Raw genomic sequence first — 16,422 nt, forward strand, 5'->3', positions numbered from 1 at the left:
GATTGTGTTTTTAAAACAAATTAGGTAACATTAGTAAAGATTTCAAATCAAATCAGAAAGGATATAAATGGAAGCAAAATTTTCAAACAGAGTCAAAGAGGTGATCTCACTCAGTCGCGAGGAAGCTTTGCGTCTGGGTCATGATTACATTGGTACAGAGCACCTCTTGCTGGGCATGATTCGTGAAGGAGAAGGAGTGGCTGTTTCCATACTGAAAAAATTGGGAGTTCCCTTGGATGAACTCAGAAATTCAATCGAAAGGGCTGTCAAAGGGACGGCAAATCACAATGTAAAAAACCTTGCCAACATACCTTTGACAAGACAATCAGAAAAAGTGTTGAAAATCACCTATCTAGAAGCCAAAATCTTTAAAAGCCAACTGATTGGTACGGAGCATTTGCTCTTATCCATCCTCAGGGATGAAGACAACATCGCAACGCAAATACTTCATAAGTTCGATACCAACTACGATTCCGTAAAAGAAATGCTGGAGTTTCAGACAGATTCTGGACCAAGGTCCAAAGCAGAGGCCGATGATCCCGATGAGGATGGGTCCAAATTATTCGGTTCTTCATCCAGTGGTTCTTCGGGAAGTTCTTCCAAAACTTCAGGTGAGAAATCAAGAACACCCGTTTTGGACAATTTCGGAAGAGACTTGACCAAAATGGCCGAGGATGATAAACTCGATCCTATTATAGGTAGGGAAAAAGAAATTGAAAGAGTAGCGCAGATTCTTTCCAGAAGAAAGAAAAACAATCCAATTCTTATTGGTGAGCCAGGTGTAGGTAAAACTGCCATTGCAGAAGGTTTGGCCTTACGTATTGTGCAGAAAAAAGTATCAAGAGTTCTTTTCAACAAGCGTGTGGTTACATTAGATCTTGCCTCTCTGGTGGCAGGAACTAAATACCGTGGTCAGTTTGAGGAAAGAATGAAGGCTGTTATGAACGAGCTGGAAAAATCACCTAATGTGATTCTCTTCATAGATGAGTTGCACACCATAGTGGGTGCAGGTGGGGCCAGCGGTTCTTTGGACGCCTCCAATATGTTCAAGCCAGCTCTTGCAAGAGGAGAAATCCAATGTATAGGTGCTACTACTCTTGATGAGTATAGACAGTATATTGAAAAGGATGGAGCTTTGGCCAGAAGATTCCAGATGGTGATGGTAGATGCTACCACCCCTGAGGAGACTATTCAGATTCTCAACAATATCAAAGATAAATACGAAGATCACCACAATGTCATCTATACTGACGAAGCAATAGATGCTTGTGTGAAATTATCCGATCGTTATATTTCTGATAGATTCCTTCCTGACAAAGCTATCGATATTCTCGATGAAGCAGGAGCAAGAGTCCATATCAACAATATTCATGTGCCAGAGGAAATCCTCAAGTTGGAGCAGGAGGTTGAAGATATCAAGGTAGAGAAAAACAGAGTGGTGAAAAGCCAGAAATATGAGGAAGCAGCACAGCTTCGTGACAAAGAGAAGAAACTCTTGGAGCAGCTGGAAAATGCCAAAACCCGTTGGGAAGAGGAAAGCAAAACCAAACGCTACACCGTAGAGGAAGAAAATGTAGCGGAGGTAATCGCCATGATGACCGGGATTCCTGCCAAAAGAATTGCCCAAAATGAGGGAACCAAGCTGTTGACCATGGGTGAAGAGCTTCAATCCAAAGTTATAGGGCAGGAGCAGGCCATCAAGAAGCTGACCAAGGCTATTCAAAGAACAAGAGTGGGGCTTAAAGATCCTAAAAAACCAATCGGTTCATTTATTTTCCTAGGTCCAACCGGGGTAGGTAAAACTGAATTGGCCAAAATCTTGGCTACTTATCTTTTTGACAAAGAAGATTCCTTAATCAGAATAGATATGTCTGAATACATGGAGAAATTCTCTGTATCCAGATTAGTAGGAGCACCTCCGGGATACGTGGGTTATGAAGAAGGTGGTCAATTGACTGAAAAAGTCAGAAGAAAACCTTATTCGGTTGTCTTATTGGATGAGATAGAGAAAGCTCACCCAGATGTATTCAACATCCTTTTACAAGTTTTGGATGACGGTATTCTTACTGATGGACTTGGAAGGAGAGTGGATTTCAGAAATACCATCATCATCATGACTTCCAATATTGGAGTGAGAGATTTGAAGGACTTTGGAGCTGGTATTGGATTTGCCTCCAAGGCCAAGCAGCAAAGCATGGATGAAGTGATGAAGTCTACTATTCAAAGTGCTTTGAAGAAAGCGTTTAGTCCTGAATTTCTCAACAGATTGGATGATGTGGTAGTCTTCAATTCTTTAGACAAAGAGCATATACATAAGATTATCGATATCAGTTTGAAGAAACTCTTCAGTAGAATTACAGATCTTGGTTACACAATTAACCTTACTGACAAAGCGAAAGACTTCCTTGCAGAAAAAGGTTACGATCAGCAATACGGCGCAAGACCACTCAACAGGGCAATCCAAAAGTATTTGGAAGACGCCTTGGCAGAAGAAATTCTCAAAGGAGAACTTTCTGACGGAGATGTGATTGTCGCAGATTATTCGGGAGAAGGAGAGGAGTTGACCATTAAGGTTGACAAAAAAGAAAAAGCCGAGTGAGTTGTTTAACACCAGATTAATAGAACGGTCAGCGAAAGCTGACCGTTTTTTTTGTTTGGATCTCATAGGTTGAATGGAACCTTATTTTCTGATTCACTCTGTTCAAAAAAGTCAAGTAATAATAATCTCTTAGTGTTTTATATCTTTTTCGGCCAACAGCTTAAACTAATCAATAGGTTTTTGGATACCTTTCAGATTATAAAACTTGGAATTTTCAGCCTAAAAAAACAACATCCTAATATTCAAAAAAATTGCCCTAAGAAGCTAAAACCTCTTTCAATTGGGGTCTCTTCCCCATTTTTTTCAGGAAATTATAATGCGATCTTACAGCTCCGAAAAATGTGGTGTTTTCGTGATAAGGTAATCCAAATTCTTGAGCGGTATCCTTTACTATGTCGGAAATTACAGGGTAGTGCACATGGCAGATATTTGGGAAGAGATGGTGCTCAATCTGGTAATTTAGCCCCCCAAATAAAGAAGTGATGAAACTGTTTTTCCGAGCAAAATTTGCTGTGGTTTTCATTTGGTGAACGGCCCAAGGGTCTGAGATACTCTTGTTGGAATGTGTCTCAGGCATATCTGTTTCCTCTACGAGGTGAGCTAATTGGAAGATATTTCCCATAACCATTCCTTCTGCTAAATGCATCACCAATAGAATTGCCAAAATGTTGTACCATGCGAAAGGCATTACAATAAGTGGAATGATAAGAAAGATCGTATAATACAATGCTTTGTATCCAAATAGCTTGAAGTATTCTGATCGAGGAGGGTTTTTCCTCTTTTCTCTCAAGGTCTTGTCAAAAAACTTCATATAATCTTTTTTGAAAAACCAGGAAAGGGAGGATAAAGAATACAGCATGAAAGAATAGAATTGTTGGAACCTGTGGATAGGTTTCCACTCTTCAGTAGCATTTATCCTAATGATGCCAGGAGCCACCTCCAAATCAGCATCATGGTCTACGATATTGGTCAGGGTATGGTGGATTTGATTATGGGTAATTTTCCAGACATACTCATTGGCACCGATCAAATTAAAAAGCCATCCTAAGCTTGAGTTTAGCCACTTTTTATTGGAGAAAGAACCATGAAGTGCATCATGACAGATATTGAAGCCGATAAGTGTCATGGTGATCCCCAGTCCTGCTGCGAGCAGGAAGTGTATGAATATATGAAAATGGCCAAATACTAGCAGGCCGTACAAACTTATTAAAAGTCCAATTAGGATAATGGATTTTAGGACCATTTTCCAATTGGCTTTTTTGGATAAATTGTTTTTTTCGAAATAGAAATTTGTTTTATCTCTTACTGTTTGGAGAAACTGCGATTGATCGCTTCCCCCGAATTTAATTTTTCTGGACATACTGGTTTTGTTCAAGTAGTTTGTCGTGACTTGATGAATTCAAGTATTTTGGGGCTATTCTAGCAGGTAGGTGGATTGTAAAGGTGTTACTTAGTTATAAAAGTTGAAGCTCCGCAAAGATTGTTTCTAGTTCTGAGCGTGTTTTTGCCAATTTTGCAGATAAATTATCAAGCATACTTTCTCTATAACCCTCTTGGAATTCAAAGTCCTGATCCTCTAAAATGGAGAATTTTCTTTTTAAGAGAATTTTCTGCTCTCTCCAGCTTCTTAATATTTTCATAAATCGATTTTTTTATAAGGGGATCAGTTGGCTGGCTTGTCCAGTTGTAGTGTATATGTCGATGACTATCCCACTAGATATTGCTTACTTTTCACGCATCTTTTCCGGATTTTTAAGATTGAAGCCACCACCTACCAATATAGCATTAAAAAAAATGATAAAAGCTTTATTTCGAGAAAAGCTTAGTATTTTGACTTTGAAAAGGAACTTTTATTTTTTTCGACGGCCTTTTATTCAAATGCCGATAAATTCCAATGGTCATGAAAGAGGAGTTTTTTTTGCAGGAGATAGTTATTTAATTTTACGGAGACATCCTGAAGATTAAATTTCTGTTTTTCGATTTTTTTAAAGAAAAATGAATCAGTTTATTAGGTTTGTTTTGAATCAGGTATTGTTATGCCTCAATAATAGGTCTAAACTTTTTTATTCGGTAATATGGAATTATTTTCGTTCAAAAAGAGTCATATTGATAGTTTTTGCGTGATATACAATCATTGATTTAGCAATAGGGCAAAGCCTTCACTCTGGGTATCTGCGAAGTTAATGAAAGTGATTTGCTGATATGGTCTTCTTGTACCCTTATTTGATACTATGGATTTAACAATTGAGAATATATTATTTGTAGGGTCAGTTCTACTGTTTATCAGCATTTTAGCTGGTAAGACCTCCTATAAATTTGGTGTACCTACATTAATATTGTTTTTGGCAATAGGAATGGCTGCTGGCACAAATGGTATTGGCATAGAATTCGACAATCCCCGCATAGCGCAGTTTATCGGAATAGTTTCTCTAAATTTCATTCTTTTCTCTGGGGGATTGGATACGAGTTGGAAATCAATCAAACCTGTACTGGGACAAGGTATAATGCTTTCCACAGTAGGGGTTTTTATGACAGCTTTATCTGTAGGGTTGTTCGTTTGGGCCATTACTGATTTTAATATTTATGAGGGGCTGTTATTAGGAGCTATCGTTTCTTCAACTGATGCTGCCGCAGTATTTTCCATCCTCAGATCTAAAAGCCTTGCCCTGAAATATAAACTCAGGTCTACATTGGAGCTGGAGAGTGGGAGTAATGACCCCATGGCTTACGTTCTGACTATTGCATTTTTGGGTCTGGTTACAAACCCCGATGTTGGGACTCTGGATCTAATTATTCTTTTCTTTAGACAAATGTTCATAGGTGCAGCTTTAGGGCTGTTGTTTGGTTGGCTCAGCAAAATCGCCATCAATAAAATCAACCTTGGCTTTGAAGGACTTTATCCTGTCCTGGTGATATCCTTGATGTTTGTTACATTTTCCTCTACGGATTTAGTGGGAGGGAATGGATTCCTGGCTGTTTATTTATGTGCTGTTTATTTGGGGAATCAAGACTTGACTCACAAGAGAACTATACTCAAGCTCTATGATGGAATTGCCTGGTTGATGCAGATTGTACTTTTCCTTACGCTCGGTCTGCTGGTAACTCCGATAGAAATTATTCCATATATAGGTTTAGGTTTGGCAATTTCACTTTTCCTCATTTTTGTTTCAAGACCTATAGGTGTATTCTTCTCCTTGATTCCTTTTAAAATGAAAATGAGAAGAAGATGGTATGTTTCTTGGGTTGGCTTGAGGGGAGCAGTACCTATAGTATTTGCGACATATCCCTTGATTGCTGGCATAGAAAAGGCCAATATCATCTTTAACATTGTATTTTTTATTTCTCTGACTTCAGTATTAATTCAGGGAACATCCTTGTCAAAAGTGGCTGATTGGTTGAAAGTAGCCTTACCGCAAAAAGTCAAACCCCGCTCACCATTGGATTACTTTCTGGACGAAACCCCCAAAACTTCTATGGTTGAAGTTGATATTCCTTTTGAGAATCCGGTAATTGGAAAAAAAATTCTCGATATTGGCTTTCCTAAAAATGCAATAATTGCGATGCTTCGCAGGAATGGCAAATACCTGACCCCGAATGGTCAGACAGAGATCAAAGCAAATGATCAACTATTGGTGTTGGCTGAACATGAAGATTCCATCAGAGCAGTCTATAAGGCTTTACATTTGCCTGAGCCTGATTTAAGTGATGATTAATAAAGCATGAATAGAGCACTTCAAAAATGCATTTCATTTTTCGCAATACTGGCTTTATTGTCAGTATTGTTTTCGGGTGTGCAATTGAGGGGCGATCGATTGTATGGAGAGTTTTATGCAGAAACAATCAATGAAGGTACAGGTCAGGCTGAGTTTACACCTTTCTTATCGGGCATTCAGATTCACAAGTATAGTTCCAAATCGAAATACTTTCCACTTACTGACCAAATTATCCATTGGAAAAGAAAGCTAACTGAATTTACTCAGATTCAGTTGAAAAGTATCAAGACCTGGGAATTCAAGTCCCACTTTTCAGCTGCCAGTATAGAGGCTTTTTATACCTTCCACAGTTTTTGGTAAAATTATTTTTAATGAACCCTTTGTTTTGATTTCAAAGGGTGATCTGTGATTTTTTTAGAATAAAACCAAAAATAAAGCCATGGAATTTAATTCTTTAGGGGTTTTGATGATAATCACTATTATCATTCTGATCCTTTTCATAATGATGAAAAAAATAAAAAACAATGATAGTGATACTTCGAAAAAGCTCTTTACTGCCTTTGAAGAACGAATGGGCCTTACCTGTGATGTTATTGACCTTAAGGAGGAGATTTATGGAATAGGACTGGATCGATCAAGTAATACCATAATCTATTTGAATTTCGTCAATGGTGTTGAACAATGCATTGGACTGAGTGAATTCAAAGGAGTTTATGTCCATCGTGTGGAACAAAACAAACGCTCTTTTGGAAAGTCAAAGGAAATCACTGAATTTGTATTTATTAAGTTATTGCCTAAGTCAGATCTTGCAGGACAGATAAGTTTGGAGCTATTCAACCATAAATGGTACCCCTTCAGTATGGAGGAGCTGGAGCTGATAAACAAGTGGAAAAGGATTATTGAAGAAAACCTCAGTTAGGTTCAGGGGTTTAAATTAACAATCCTTAACCCCTCTGTTTGAAATTTAGGCTTGGGGTTTGCGTATAGCAGGATATGAATTCGATGAACTATTACTTTTATAAGGCTTTATTGATATTTATAGCCTTGCCTTTTCTGATATCTCAGCGAATACCACAGGCAAGGGTACTGCCTTTGGTTCCCACTTATCAGGAATCCCTTTTTTCAGGACCTAAAAAAGCGGGAATTCTGGAAAACAAGACCATTGATGAGGCTAGCGGTCTGGCTTTTTCACAAAAACATGAGAACCTGATCTATACCCACAATGACAGTGGTGGTGATCCTATTGTTTTTATGATAGACAATAAAGGGAAAAGCCAAGGACAAATTGTCCTGGAGGGTGCAAGCAATAGAGACTGGGAAGATATTGCTGTTGGCCCGGGACCTACCAAAGGTCAAAGTTATGTTTATGTAGGGGAAATCGGCGATAATAATGCTGTATATCCTGAAATCAAGATCTTTAGGTTTGCTGAACCTTCCACTCTCCAAGCGGAGATCAAGGTTAAGCCTGAAGTATTGACCTTAGTTTACCCCGATGGGCCAAGAGATGCCGAAACATTGATGGTGGACCCATTGAGCGATGATATTTTTATCCTTTCCAAAAGGGACAGTTCCAATGTGTTGTATAAGACTTCTCGAAAAAATTTCGGAAAAAAGGAAAAAATCGAACTTGAAAAAGTCATGAAACTGGACTTTACCATGTCGGTAGCAGGGGATATTTCTGTAGATGGGAGCCAGATTTTGATCAAGAATTACCTGATGGTTTTTTACTGGACGAGAAACCCCGGTGAAAGCATTCCGGAAGCATTATCCAGAAAACCTGCGATTCTTCCTTACAAGCCTGAGCCACAAGGTGAGGCCATCGGGTTTCATACCTCGGGGAAGAGTTATTTTACTTTGAGTGAAAAGCGCTTCAATGTAGAGCCTACACTCTACAGGTATGATAAAAAATAACTAATTTGGTTTTTCAATTAAAAGACTATGACCTTACAAACATCTTCCACCATTTTAATGGTAAGGCCTGCTAATTTTGGGTTTAATCCGGAAACTGCCGAGAGTAATTTTTATCAGAAAAGAGATGCCCGTTCCCCAGAAGCAATCATCCGTGCAGCTCAGGAAGAGTTTGATGGTTTTGTCAAAAATCTGGAAGATAAGGGAGTTCAAGTATTGGTAGTAGAAGATTCGGAGGAGCCAAAGAAAACCGATGCGGTCTTTCCAAATAACTGGTTTAGTACGCATGAAAACGGGAAGGTTGTGCTATATCCCATGTTTTCACCCAACAGGAGGAATGAAAGAAGAATGGATATAGTCCAAATGCTTATGATAAAAGGCTTTAAGGTAGATGAAGTAATAGACCTTACTTTTTTTGAAAAAGAAAATCAATTTTTGGAAGGTACCGGAAGTCTTGTTTTAGATAGGATAAATAAAATTGCTTATGCCTGCAGATCCGATCGCACACACCCTGTCCCCCTACAGTATTTTTGTAGGTTGATGGAATATGAAGAAGTATCTTTTGATGCCGCACAGACTATTGACGGAATAGTTTCTTCTATTTACCATACCAATGTGATGATGCATGTGGGTTCAGAGCTTGCCGTTGTATGCCTGGACAGTATTCCTTTGGCCACCGAGAAGCTGAAAGTTCAGGAGTTTCTTGAAAAAACAGGAAAAAAAATGATACCGATTACCACTAAGCAAAAATTCAATTTTGCCGGCAATATGCTTGAGGTAAGGTGTGAAAGTGGCAAGAAATACACAGTGATGTCTGCGTCCGCATATGATTCTCTGGGACAGGTGCAGCTCAACACCATCAAACGCTATACAGATATAATTGTACCTAGAATACCTACCATAGAAAAACTCGGAGGAGGTTCGGTCAGGTGTATGATGGCAGAGATTTTTCTTCCATCAGTGTAGGCTACTGGTTTTAATGGAAGGAATGGATATCGTTTCGAATGTGATATTTTTAGCTTTCGAAGATGTTTTGAAGTTTTCTATTACTTCCAGTACATCATAATCAATAATTTTGGAATTACTTCCGTCAAGGACTACATGTTTGTCATTTGGTATTTCGTCCAAAGTTTTGATCAGCGCTCCTTTGTTGAGGAAGCTCATTTCTTCGGAAAGTTTAATTTTGATAATGTCTCCTTTGGTCGTTGTATTGCCTTCAATGATATGAGAGTTTTGGTAGTTTCTCAGAAGAATGTAAATGATGGCTACTCCCATTCCTAAGGCAATCCCAATCAACAGGTCAAATACAACTATGCCTAAGATGGTGATGATAAAGGGCAGGAACTGGTCCCATCCCAGTTTTGCCTGAGTTCTGAAAAGGGAGACTTTTGTCAATTTGTAACCCACTTGAAGCAATATTGCCGCAAGGCAGGCCAAAGGGATTAGATTTAAAAGACCTGGAATAAAAATCACCGAGATGAATAACAGAAACCCGTGAAAAACAGCAGACATTTTTGTTCGTGCTCCTGAAGAAACGTTTGCCGAACTTCTTACTATGACAGCAGTAACTGGAAGACCGCCTATAAAACCATTGATTACATTGCCCACACCTTGGGCAAGCAACTCTCTGTTAGGGGGTGAGTTTCTTTTATATTTATCAATTTTATCGGCAGCTTCCAAGCTGAGAAGGGTTTCCAAACTCGCTATGATTCCAATTGTCACTGCGACCAGCCAAACATCCGAATGAAGAATTTGAGAGAAATCAGGGAATCGGAAAAGGCTAAAAAAACCGCTGATATCACTTACTTCTGGAAGTATTACTTTGTCTTCTATATTGAGATAAAGTGCGGGGATAAAAAACTTGAAGAATTTATTGATCCCCACACCTAACAATACAACTACCAAAGGGCCGGGGATCAACTTCGCTATCAAGCCCCGCTTGAAGAAAGGAAGGTCCCAGACTATCAAAATCCCTAAAGAAACAACCGTAATAATTAATGCGCCAAAGTCAAACTCTTCCAGCAAGTTGCCCAGGTTTAACACAGCTTCCCAGTCATTTACAAATGGAATATATTGGGCTAAATTCTCGGTTTCATTTACTCCAAAGGCGTATGGGATTTGCTTTATGATCAGGATTATGCCAATCCCGGCCAGCATGCCTTTGATCACTGAGGTAGGGAAATAATAACCTATGATGCCCGCTTTCATAATGCCCAGAATAAGCTGGATCAAACCTGCCAAAACTACAGCAGAAAGGAAAATCTCAAAAGATCCCAATTCTGAAATTGCATTCAACACAATTACGGTCAGTCCAGCTGCTGGTCCGGATACTGAAGTGTGGGAACCTGAAAGTGTGCCAATGACAATTCCTCCTACTACTCCTGCGATAATACCGGAAAACAAAGGGGCGCCTGAAGCCAGTGCAATACCGAGGCAGAGAGGTAAGGCAACGAGAAAAACAACTAATCCTGCGGGCAAGTCACTGTTCAAGTGACTGAACATATTTTGGGTCTTTTTCATTGAAATGCTGGAGGCTGGGTTTCAAAAATCGATACTCTAAAATAGGATAATTAAGGATATTCCAGTTTGCCGAATAAAAAATAGTTTGGAAAAGGCATCTTTCTTTAGCCCTACTTTTCAAATTTGGATTAAAAAATAAACATGCCAAGCTTTTAACAATAACAATTAACTTGATAAAGTTGGATTGGTCTGTGGTTCTGAACTAGATTTTGGTGAAAAGGTCTTCATCTCAGCTTTTTTGATATTTGGAAAAATTAGTTTTCAGAGTGATATGAGAAAAAACACCCACCCAAAGCCCAAAGGACTTCGAGTGGATGAAAAAAAAGATCAATAGATTCCTGTATAATTGAAAGGGCTGATTTGTTTCAATTCAGCTTTCACAGCATCACTTATATTGAGGGTTTCGATAAAGTTCTGAATGGAGTCCTCAGTTATTTTGGTGTTGGTCCTGGTGAGCTCTTTAAGAGCTTCGTAAGGCTTTGGATAGCCTTCTCTTCTCAGTATGGTCTGAATTGCTTCAGCGACTACAGCCCAGTTTTCTTCCAGATCTGCATCGATGGCAGTTCTGTTGAGTTCCAGTTTACCAAGTCCTTTTTGCAAAGACTCAAAACTGATCAACATATGCGCCAAAGGCACTCCGATAATCCGGAGTACTGTACTGTCAGTAAGATCCCTTTGTAATCGGCTGATTGGAAGCTTGGCTGCCAGGTGTTCGAGTAGGGCATTGGCGATTCCCAGATTTCCTTCGGCATTTTCAAAATCTATTGGGTTAACTTTGTGGGGCATGGCAGAGGAGCCAACTTCCCCGGCTTTGATTTTTTGTTTGAAATAATTCATGGCTACGTATTGCCATACATCTTTGGAAAAGTCGAGTAGGATGGTGTTGATCCTTTTCAACCCATCAAAGCATGCTGCCAGGTTGTCGTAATGTTCAATCTGAGTGGTAGGGTAGCTTCTTTCCAGTCCTAGATATTGAGAGACAAAACTATCTGCAAATGCATTCCAATCTACTTCAGGATAGGCTACGTGATGTGCATTCATATTACCGGTAGCTCCGCCAAATTTTGCAGCGTAAGGAACCTGTTTCAACAATTCCAATTGCTTTTCCAAACGGATAATGAACACCTGAATTTCTTTCCCAAGCCGGGTAGGGGAGGCTGGCTGCCCATGCGTTTTTGCTAGCATGGGAATTTCTCGCCAGTCTTTGGCTTGCTCCTGAAGTTTTTCAATGACCATTTGAAGTGAGGGTAAAATCACTTTTTCCAAACCTTCTTTGAGCATTAATGGCGTGGAAGTATTGTTGATATCCTGAGAAGTCAATCCGAAGTGAATAAACTCTTTGTATTCCTGCAAGCCTAAATCATCAAACTTTTCCTTGATAAAATATTCCACAGCTTTCACATCATGGTTGGTTATTTTTTCAGTTTTCTTGATGGTATCAGCATCGGATAAGCTAAAATCTTCTGTGATTTTTCTCAACTTGGCGAAAAGGGCTTTGTCAAACCCATTCAATTGAGGAAGAGGTAATTCACAAAGGGCTATAAAGTATTCAATTTCTACATGTACCCTGTATTTGATCAGTGCAAACTCTGAAAAATAATCTCTTAAAGGGGTGGTTTTGGAACCATACCTGCCATCTACTGAGGTGATGGCTGTCAGGTGAGTCAAGTCCATTTGAAGTTGATTTTTATATGAGCCTGCAATTTAGGCTATCCCATCGAAAAACCTGCCCTCCGTTTATAATTAAATGGCTTTAATCGAACCTTAATATTTGCCTTAAGAAAAATTCAAATAGTCTTAGGGCTTTTCTAGTAGTATCATTGCGGGAATGAAACCTATTTATTTCTTATTTACTTTACTCCTTTTTGCTTCTGTTCAGACTGTGTTTTCAAACAGTGACAAAGACAAGGAACTCAAAGAAAAAAAAGCCAAAGACAAAGAGTTTGGCATGGAGATAGGGTATGCGGTTAAAGCAGTCAACCTGGACGGTTCGGTTGATGAGGGAGAGTGGGATGATACAGAAGTGATATCAGGGTTTGTCCAGCAGATTCCAAATGAAGGTATGCCGGCCAACCAAAATACAGAAGTTAGGGTGAAATACGATGAAGATTTTCTGTATATCGCAGCCACTCTTTATCAGAATGCACAGGAGGGATATGTTATTTCTTCACTCAAAAGGGATTTTAGATTTTATGAGAATGATGCTTTTGCCGTCACTTTAGGTCCCTATGATGATGGTAATAATGGGTTTATGTTTGCCGTAAATCCATACAACATACAAATGGAAGGCCTGATCTTCAATGGAGATAGGGTCTCTGATGTCTGGGACAATAAATGGTATTCCTCTGTCAAAAGGTTCGATGACCGCTGGGAAGTGGAAATGGCCATTCCATTCAAAACTTTGAGGTTTACAGAAGGTTCAGATTATTGGAGAGTCAACTTTTTGAGAAATGACAGGAAAAATTTTGAGCGCTCCTCCTGGGTGCCAGTTCCGCTCAACCAAAGAATTCAAGGGATTGCTTTTTCAGGCTATCTCAACTGGGACGAACCCTTAAAAAAGCCAGGGGCAAATATTGCAGTCATACCCTATATTGCCGGGAATGGAGCCAAAGATTACAGATCTGAAGAGGGTGTCAGTTCTGGTGCCGCAGCAGGTTTTGATGCCAAGGTAGCCTTAAGTCCATCTATGAATCTAGACCTGACTTTTAATCCTGATTTCTCAACAGTAGAAGTTGATCAGCAACAAACCAACCTGAACAGGTTTGAACTCTTCTTCCCGGAAAGAAGACAGTTTTTCCTTGAGAATGCAGACCTCTTTGGGGATTTTGGTTTTTCTTCTATCCGGCCATTTTTCTCCAGAAGAATTGGGATAGCCACAGACAGTATGGGCAGAAGTTCCAACAACAGAATCCTATACGGTGCAAGACTTAATGGAAATGTAGGAGACAATACGAGGGTAGGACTGCTCAACATGCAGACAGATACGGAAGATGCTGTAGGCTATCCGGGACAAAACTATACTGTAGCTACAGCACAGAGGAAAGTTTTCAGCAGGTCCAATATTGCAGCCATATTTGTTAATAGGCAGACTACGGGTTCGGTTGCAGAGCCGGGTAGGGATATTGCCAATTACAATAGGGTAGTCGGTTTGGATTATAACCTTGCCTCTGCGGATAATAAATGGACCGGTAAGTTTTTCTATCACCAATCTTTCAGCCCGGATGTGACAGGGGATTCAAAATCACATGCAAGTCACTTGAGTTACAATACCAAGAAATGGATCGTACGTTGGAACCATGAATATGTAGGTGAAAACTACAATGCAGAAGTAGGCTTTGTGCCAAGGTCTTCCTACTGGAGGTTTGAGCCAAGCATGATGTACAGATTGGTGTCCAATAGCAGTAAGATCTTTCAACAGACCTTCCAATTGGCTTATGATGTTTATACTGATGAGAGCTTTGGTCTGAAAACTGATGAAAGGATGACCTTTGCTTACAGGCTTTATTTTAAAAACACATCCACATTACAATTCCGGGTATTTAATGAATATGTGTATTTGTTCAGTCCTTTTGATCCGACCAGAACAGGTGGAGAACAATTAGCTGCCGGAACGGATTACTCCTATACCCGAACAGGATTGACGTATTCTTCTGATTCCAGAAAGCTTTTCAATTATTCCAGTACTGTGTATGCAGGGGAATATTTTAATGGGGAAAGACTTTTTGTCAATACGAATATCAATTATAGGTTTCAGCCCTATGGGAATATTTCACTTTTTGCCGAGTACAATAAAATTGATATGCCGGATCCATACAATGATGCCAGTCTATGGCTTGTTGGACCTAAAATGGATGTTTCCTTTACCGACAAACTATTCCTGAGCACTTTTGTGCAGTACAATTCTCAGATTGATAATGTTAACATTAACACCCGTTTTCAGTGGAGATTCAAACCAGTTTCTGATTTATTTGTTGTCTTCACAGACAATTATCATCCAGAGAGCTTACAAATTAAAAACCGTGCATTAATTTTGAAGCTGACTTATTGGATCAACGTGTAAAGGAAAGCGGGAATGTTTAATTTATTTAAGAAGAAAAAAGAAGAAAATAATAAAGGTGATCAATATCTCTCTCTCAAGATCAGAGAAGTGGTAAAAGAAACGCCAGATACAGTCACTATTTTTTTTGAGCAGCCAGAGCCTTATCTCGATTATAAGGCAGGTCAATATCTAACAGTAATTTTGGATGTCAATGGGAAAGAGGAGCGGAGATCCTACAGCCTTTGTACTTCTCCCTTTGTTGATCCCTATCCCGGGATCACTGTCAAGCGGGTTTCGGGGGGATTGGTTTCCAATTATCTGAATGATCAGATTAGACCGGGGAAAACCATAGAAATTATGAAACCCCTGGGGAACTTTGTCAGTGAGTACCACTCCAAAAACAAAAGGAATTTTGTAATGATTGCAGGCGGCTCTGGCATTACTCCAATTATGGGTATTACCAAATCTGTTTTGGTCAATGAGCCCGAATCTAAAGTGACTTTGCTGTATTGCAGCCGTTCTGAAGATCAGATTATTTTCAAAAATGAACTGGAAAAGCTTGAAGAAAAATATGATGGTAGACTGATGGTTATTCATAACCTCAGCAAACCCTTGGATTCATGGACCGGTCTGAAAGGAAGGCTGGATGCTGAAAAAATCAAGGATGTGCTAGATTCCACAGTGGAATTGAGAAAGGATACCAATAGATTTTATGTCTGCGGCCCAGAAGGATTGATGAAAACTGGGATAGAAACTTTAAAACAGCTTGGTATTCCGGATGAAAGGATCATGGAAGAAAGCTTTTATTCTGACCTAGACGCCAAAGAGCAGGAAATGAAGGAAGCCGGACTCTTATCTCCCGAACTTACCCGCGAAGTAGAGGTGATTGTTGAAGGAGAAAGCTTTACCTTTGAGGTACCTGCGGGCAAAACAATCCTGGAAGCAGGACTGGATGAAGATGTAGATATGCCTTACAGTTGTCAAAGTGGTCTTTGTACAGCATGCAGAGGCAGGTTGATTTCCGGAAAAGTGGACATGATTGAAGATGCAGGATTGAGTGAAAGTGAAATTGCGGAGGGATATATCCTCTGTTGTTCTTCAAAGCCCGCCAGCTCAGATATCAAAATAAACATTGAATAAAATAGCTTTGGACAAAGTCTTTATTAGAAAAAAATTCGACACCTTGGAAAGGAATGCACTCATCATGATGGCCATTCCGCTTCCGTTTTTTGCATTATCCTATTTGTTTACCACAAGCAGTACGATAAGCTACCAGGTACCTGACCTTCCCTTGATTTTGGATACTTTATTGCTCACTTTGGTAATAGTGATGCTGGGAGTTCATTATTTCAATTTCCGGGCTGCTATCAAATCTGCCAGATTGGAGGGCAAAAGTCTTGAAGACAAAGTGCTAAGGTATTCACAAGCGACCATGAAGCGGCTTTGGGTACTATTTGTTGTAATTTTGCTTTGCGCAGCTGGTTTGTTGGTGTATCAAAATCCAGGATATACAATTTCCTTTGCGATTGCTTTGGTTTTCTTCTCTTTGGGAAAACCTACACCTGACAGAATCATAAGGTTACTCAAGTTGAGAGGTGAGGAAAAAGAAGAAATTGAAGCTTTGAAAATTAGAAACCGCTGAT

Annotated in this window: 13 protein-coding genes; 9 read left to right on the plus strand and 4 right to left on the minus strand. The window is 39.5% G+C overall.

The features are described 5' to 3' along the window. Nucleotides 1–67 precede the first annotated feature (67 nt). Complete coding sequence (locus A33Q_RS08760; protein WP_009034552.1) at nt 68–2,599, plus strand: ATP-dependent Clp protease ATP-binding subunit; 2,532 nt, start codon at nt 68–70, stop codon at nt 2,597–2,599. Nucleotides 2,600–2,855: 256 nt separating this feature from the next. Here A33Q_RS08760 and A33Q_RS08765 read toward each other — a convergent pair whose 3' ends face one another. After that, nucleotides 2,856–3,959, minus strand: a complete 1,104-nt coding sequence (locus tag A33Q_RS08765; RefSeq protein WP_009034553.1) for a fatty acid desaturase family protein — start codon at nt 3,957–3,959, stop codon at nt 2,856–2,858. 94 nt (nt 3,960–4,053) lie between these two features. Next, nucleotides 4,054–4,239 carry a hypothetical protein gene (locus A33Q_RS08770; RefSeq protein ID WP_009034554.1) on the minus strand — a complete coding sequence of 62 codons (186 nt, stop codon included), beginning with the start codon at nt 4,237–4,239 and terminating at the stop codon, nt 4,054–4,056. Nucleotides 4,240–4,830: 591 nt separating this feature from the next. Between A33Q_RS08770 and A33Q_RS08780 the strand changes: the two genes are divergently transcribed. From A33Q_RS08780 to ctlX, 5 genes are all read left to right on the plus strand, one after another. Beyond that, nucleotides 4,831–6,312, plus strand: a complete 1,482-nt coding sequence (locus A33Q_RS08780) for a potassium/proton antiporter (RefSeq protein ID WP_009034555.1) — start codon at nt 4,831–4,833, stop codon at nt 6,310–6,312. A gap of 6 nt (nt 6,313–6,318) precedes the next feature. After that, nucleotides 6,319–6,672, plus strand: coding sequence for a hypothetical protein (locus tag A33Q_RS08785; RefSeq protein WP_009034556.1), 354 nt, complete (start codon nt 6,319–6,321; stop codon nt 6,670–6,672). Nucleotides 6,673–6,814: 142 nt separating this feature from the next. Further along, nucleotides 6,815–7,231 carry a hypothetical protein gene (locus A33Q_RS08790; RefSeq protein WP_152527394.1) on the plus strand — a complete coding sequence of 139 codons (417 nt, stop codon included), beginning with the start codon at nt 6,815–6,817 and terminating at the stop codon, nt 7,229–7,231. Nucleotides 7,232–7,314: 83 nt separating this feature from the next. Continuing rightward, nucleotides 7,315–8,223: a hypothetical protein gene (locus A33Q_RS08795; protein ID WP_009034558.1), complete on the plus strand. Its 909-nt coding sequence runs from the start codon at nt 7,315–7,317 to the stop codon at nt 8,221–8,223. Between the two features lie 27 nt (nt 8,224–8,250). After that, nucleotides 8,251–9,186 (plus strand): citrulline utilization hydrolase CtlX, encoded by a 936-nt coding sequence (gene ctlX, locus A33Q_RS08800; protein WP_009034559.1) that lies wholly within the window; start codon nt 8,251–8,253, stop codon nt 9,184–9,186. On the opposite strand, the gene A33Q_RS08805 is transcribed toward ctlX, so the two are convergent. Continuing rightward, on the minus strand, nt 9,178–10,740 hold the full coding sequence (locus A33Q_RS08805) for a SulP family inorganic anion transporter (RefSeq protein WP_009034560.1): 1,563 nt from the start codon (nt 10,738–10,740) through the stop codon (nt 9,178–9,180). The genes ctlX and A33Q_RS08805 overlap by 9 nt on opposite strands. A 327-nt stretch (nt 10,741–11,067) precedes the next feature. Further along, nucleotides 11,068–12,414, minus strand: a complete 1,347-nt coding sequence (purB, locus tag A33Q_RS08810) for an adenylosuccinate lyase (RefSeq protein WP_009034561.1) — start codon at nt 12,412–12,414, stop codon at nt 11,068–11,070. A gap of 154 nt (nt 12,415–12,568) precedes the next feature. Between purB and A33Q_RS08815 the strand changes: the two genes are divergently transcribed. Genes A33Q_RS08815 through A33Q_RS08825 form a run of 3 tightly spaced genes read left to right on the plus strand, consistent with a single transcriptional unit; the run spans nt 12,569 to nt 16,421 of the window. Continuing rightward, nucleotides 12,569–14,800: a DUF5916 domain-containing protein gene (locus A33Q_RS08815; RefSeq protein WP_009034562.1), complete on the plus strand. Its 2,232-nt coding sequence runs from the start codon at nt 12,569–12,571 to the stop codon at nt 14,798–14,800. A 12-nt stretch (nt 14,801–14,812) separates the two neighbouring features. Then, nucleotides 14,813–15,919, plus strand: coding sequence for a ferredoxin--NADP reductase (locus A33Q_RS08820; protein ID WP_009034563.1), 1,107 nt, complete (start codon nt 14,813–14,815; stop codon nt 15,917–15,919). After that, nucleotides 15,912–16,421: a hypothetical protein gene (locus A33Q_RS08825; protein ID WP_009034564.1), complete on the plus strand. Its 510-nt coding sequence runs from the start codon at nt 15,912–15,914 to the stop codon at nt 16,419–16,421. The genes A33Q_RS08820 and A33Q_RS08825 overlap by 8 nt, the downstream gene beginning before the upstream one ends. Nucleotide 16,422: the final 1 nt, after the last annotated feature.

Origin of the sequence: Indibacter alkaliphilus LW1, assembly GCF_000295935.2 — a bacterium.
Classification (GTDB): domain Bacteria; phylum Bacteroidota; class Bacteroidia; order Cytophagales; family Cyclobacteriaceae; genus Indibacter; species Indibacter alkaliphilus.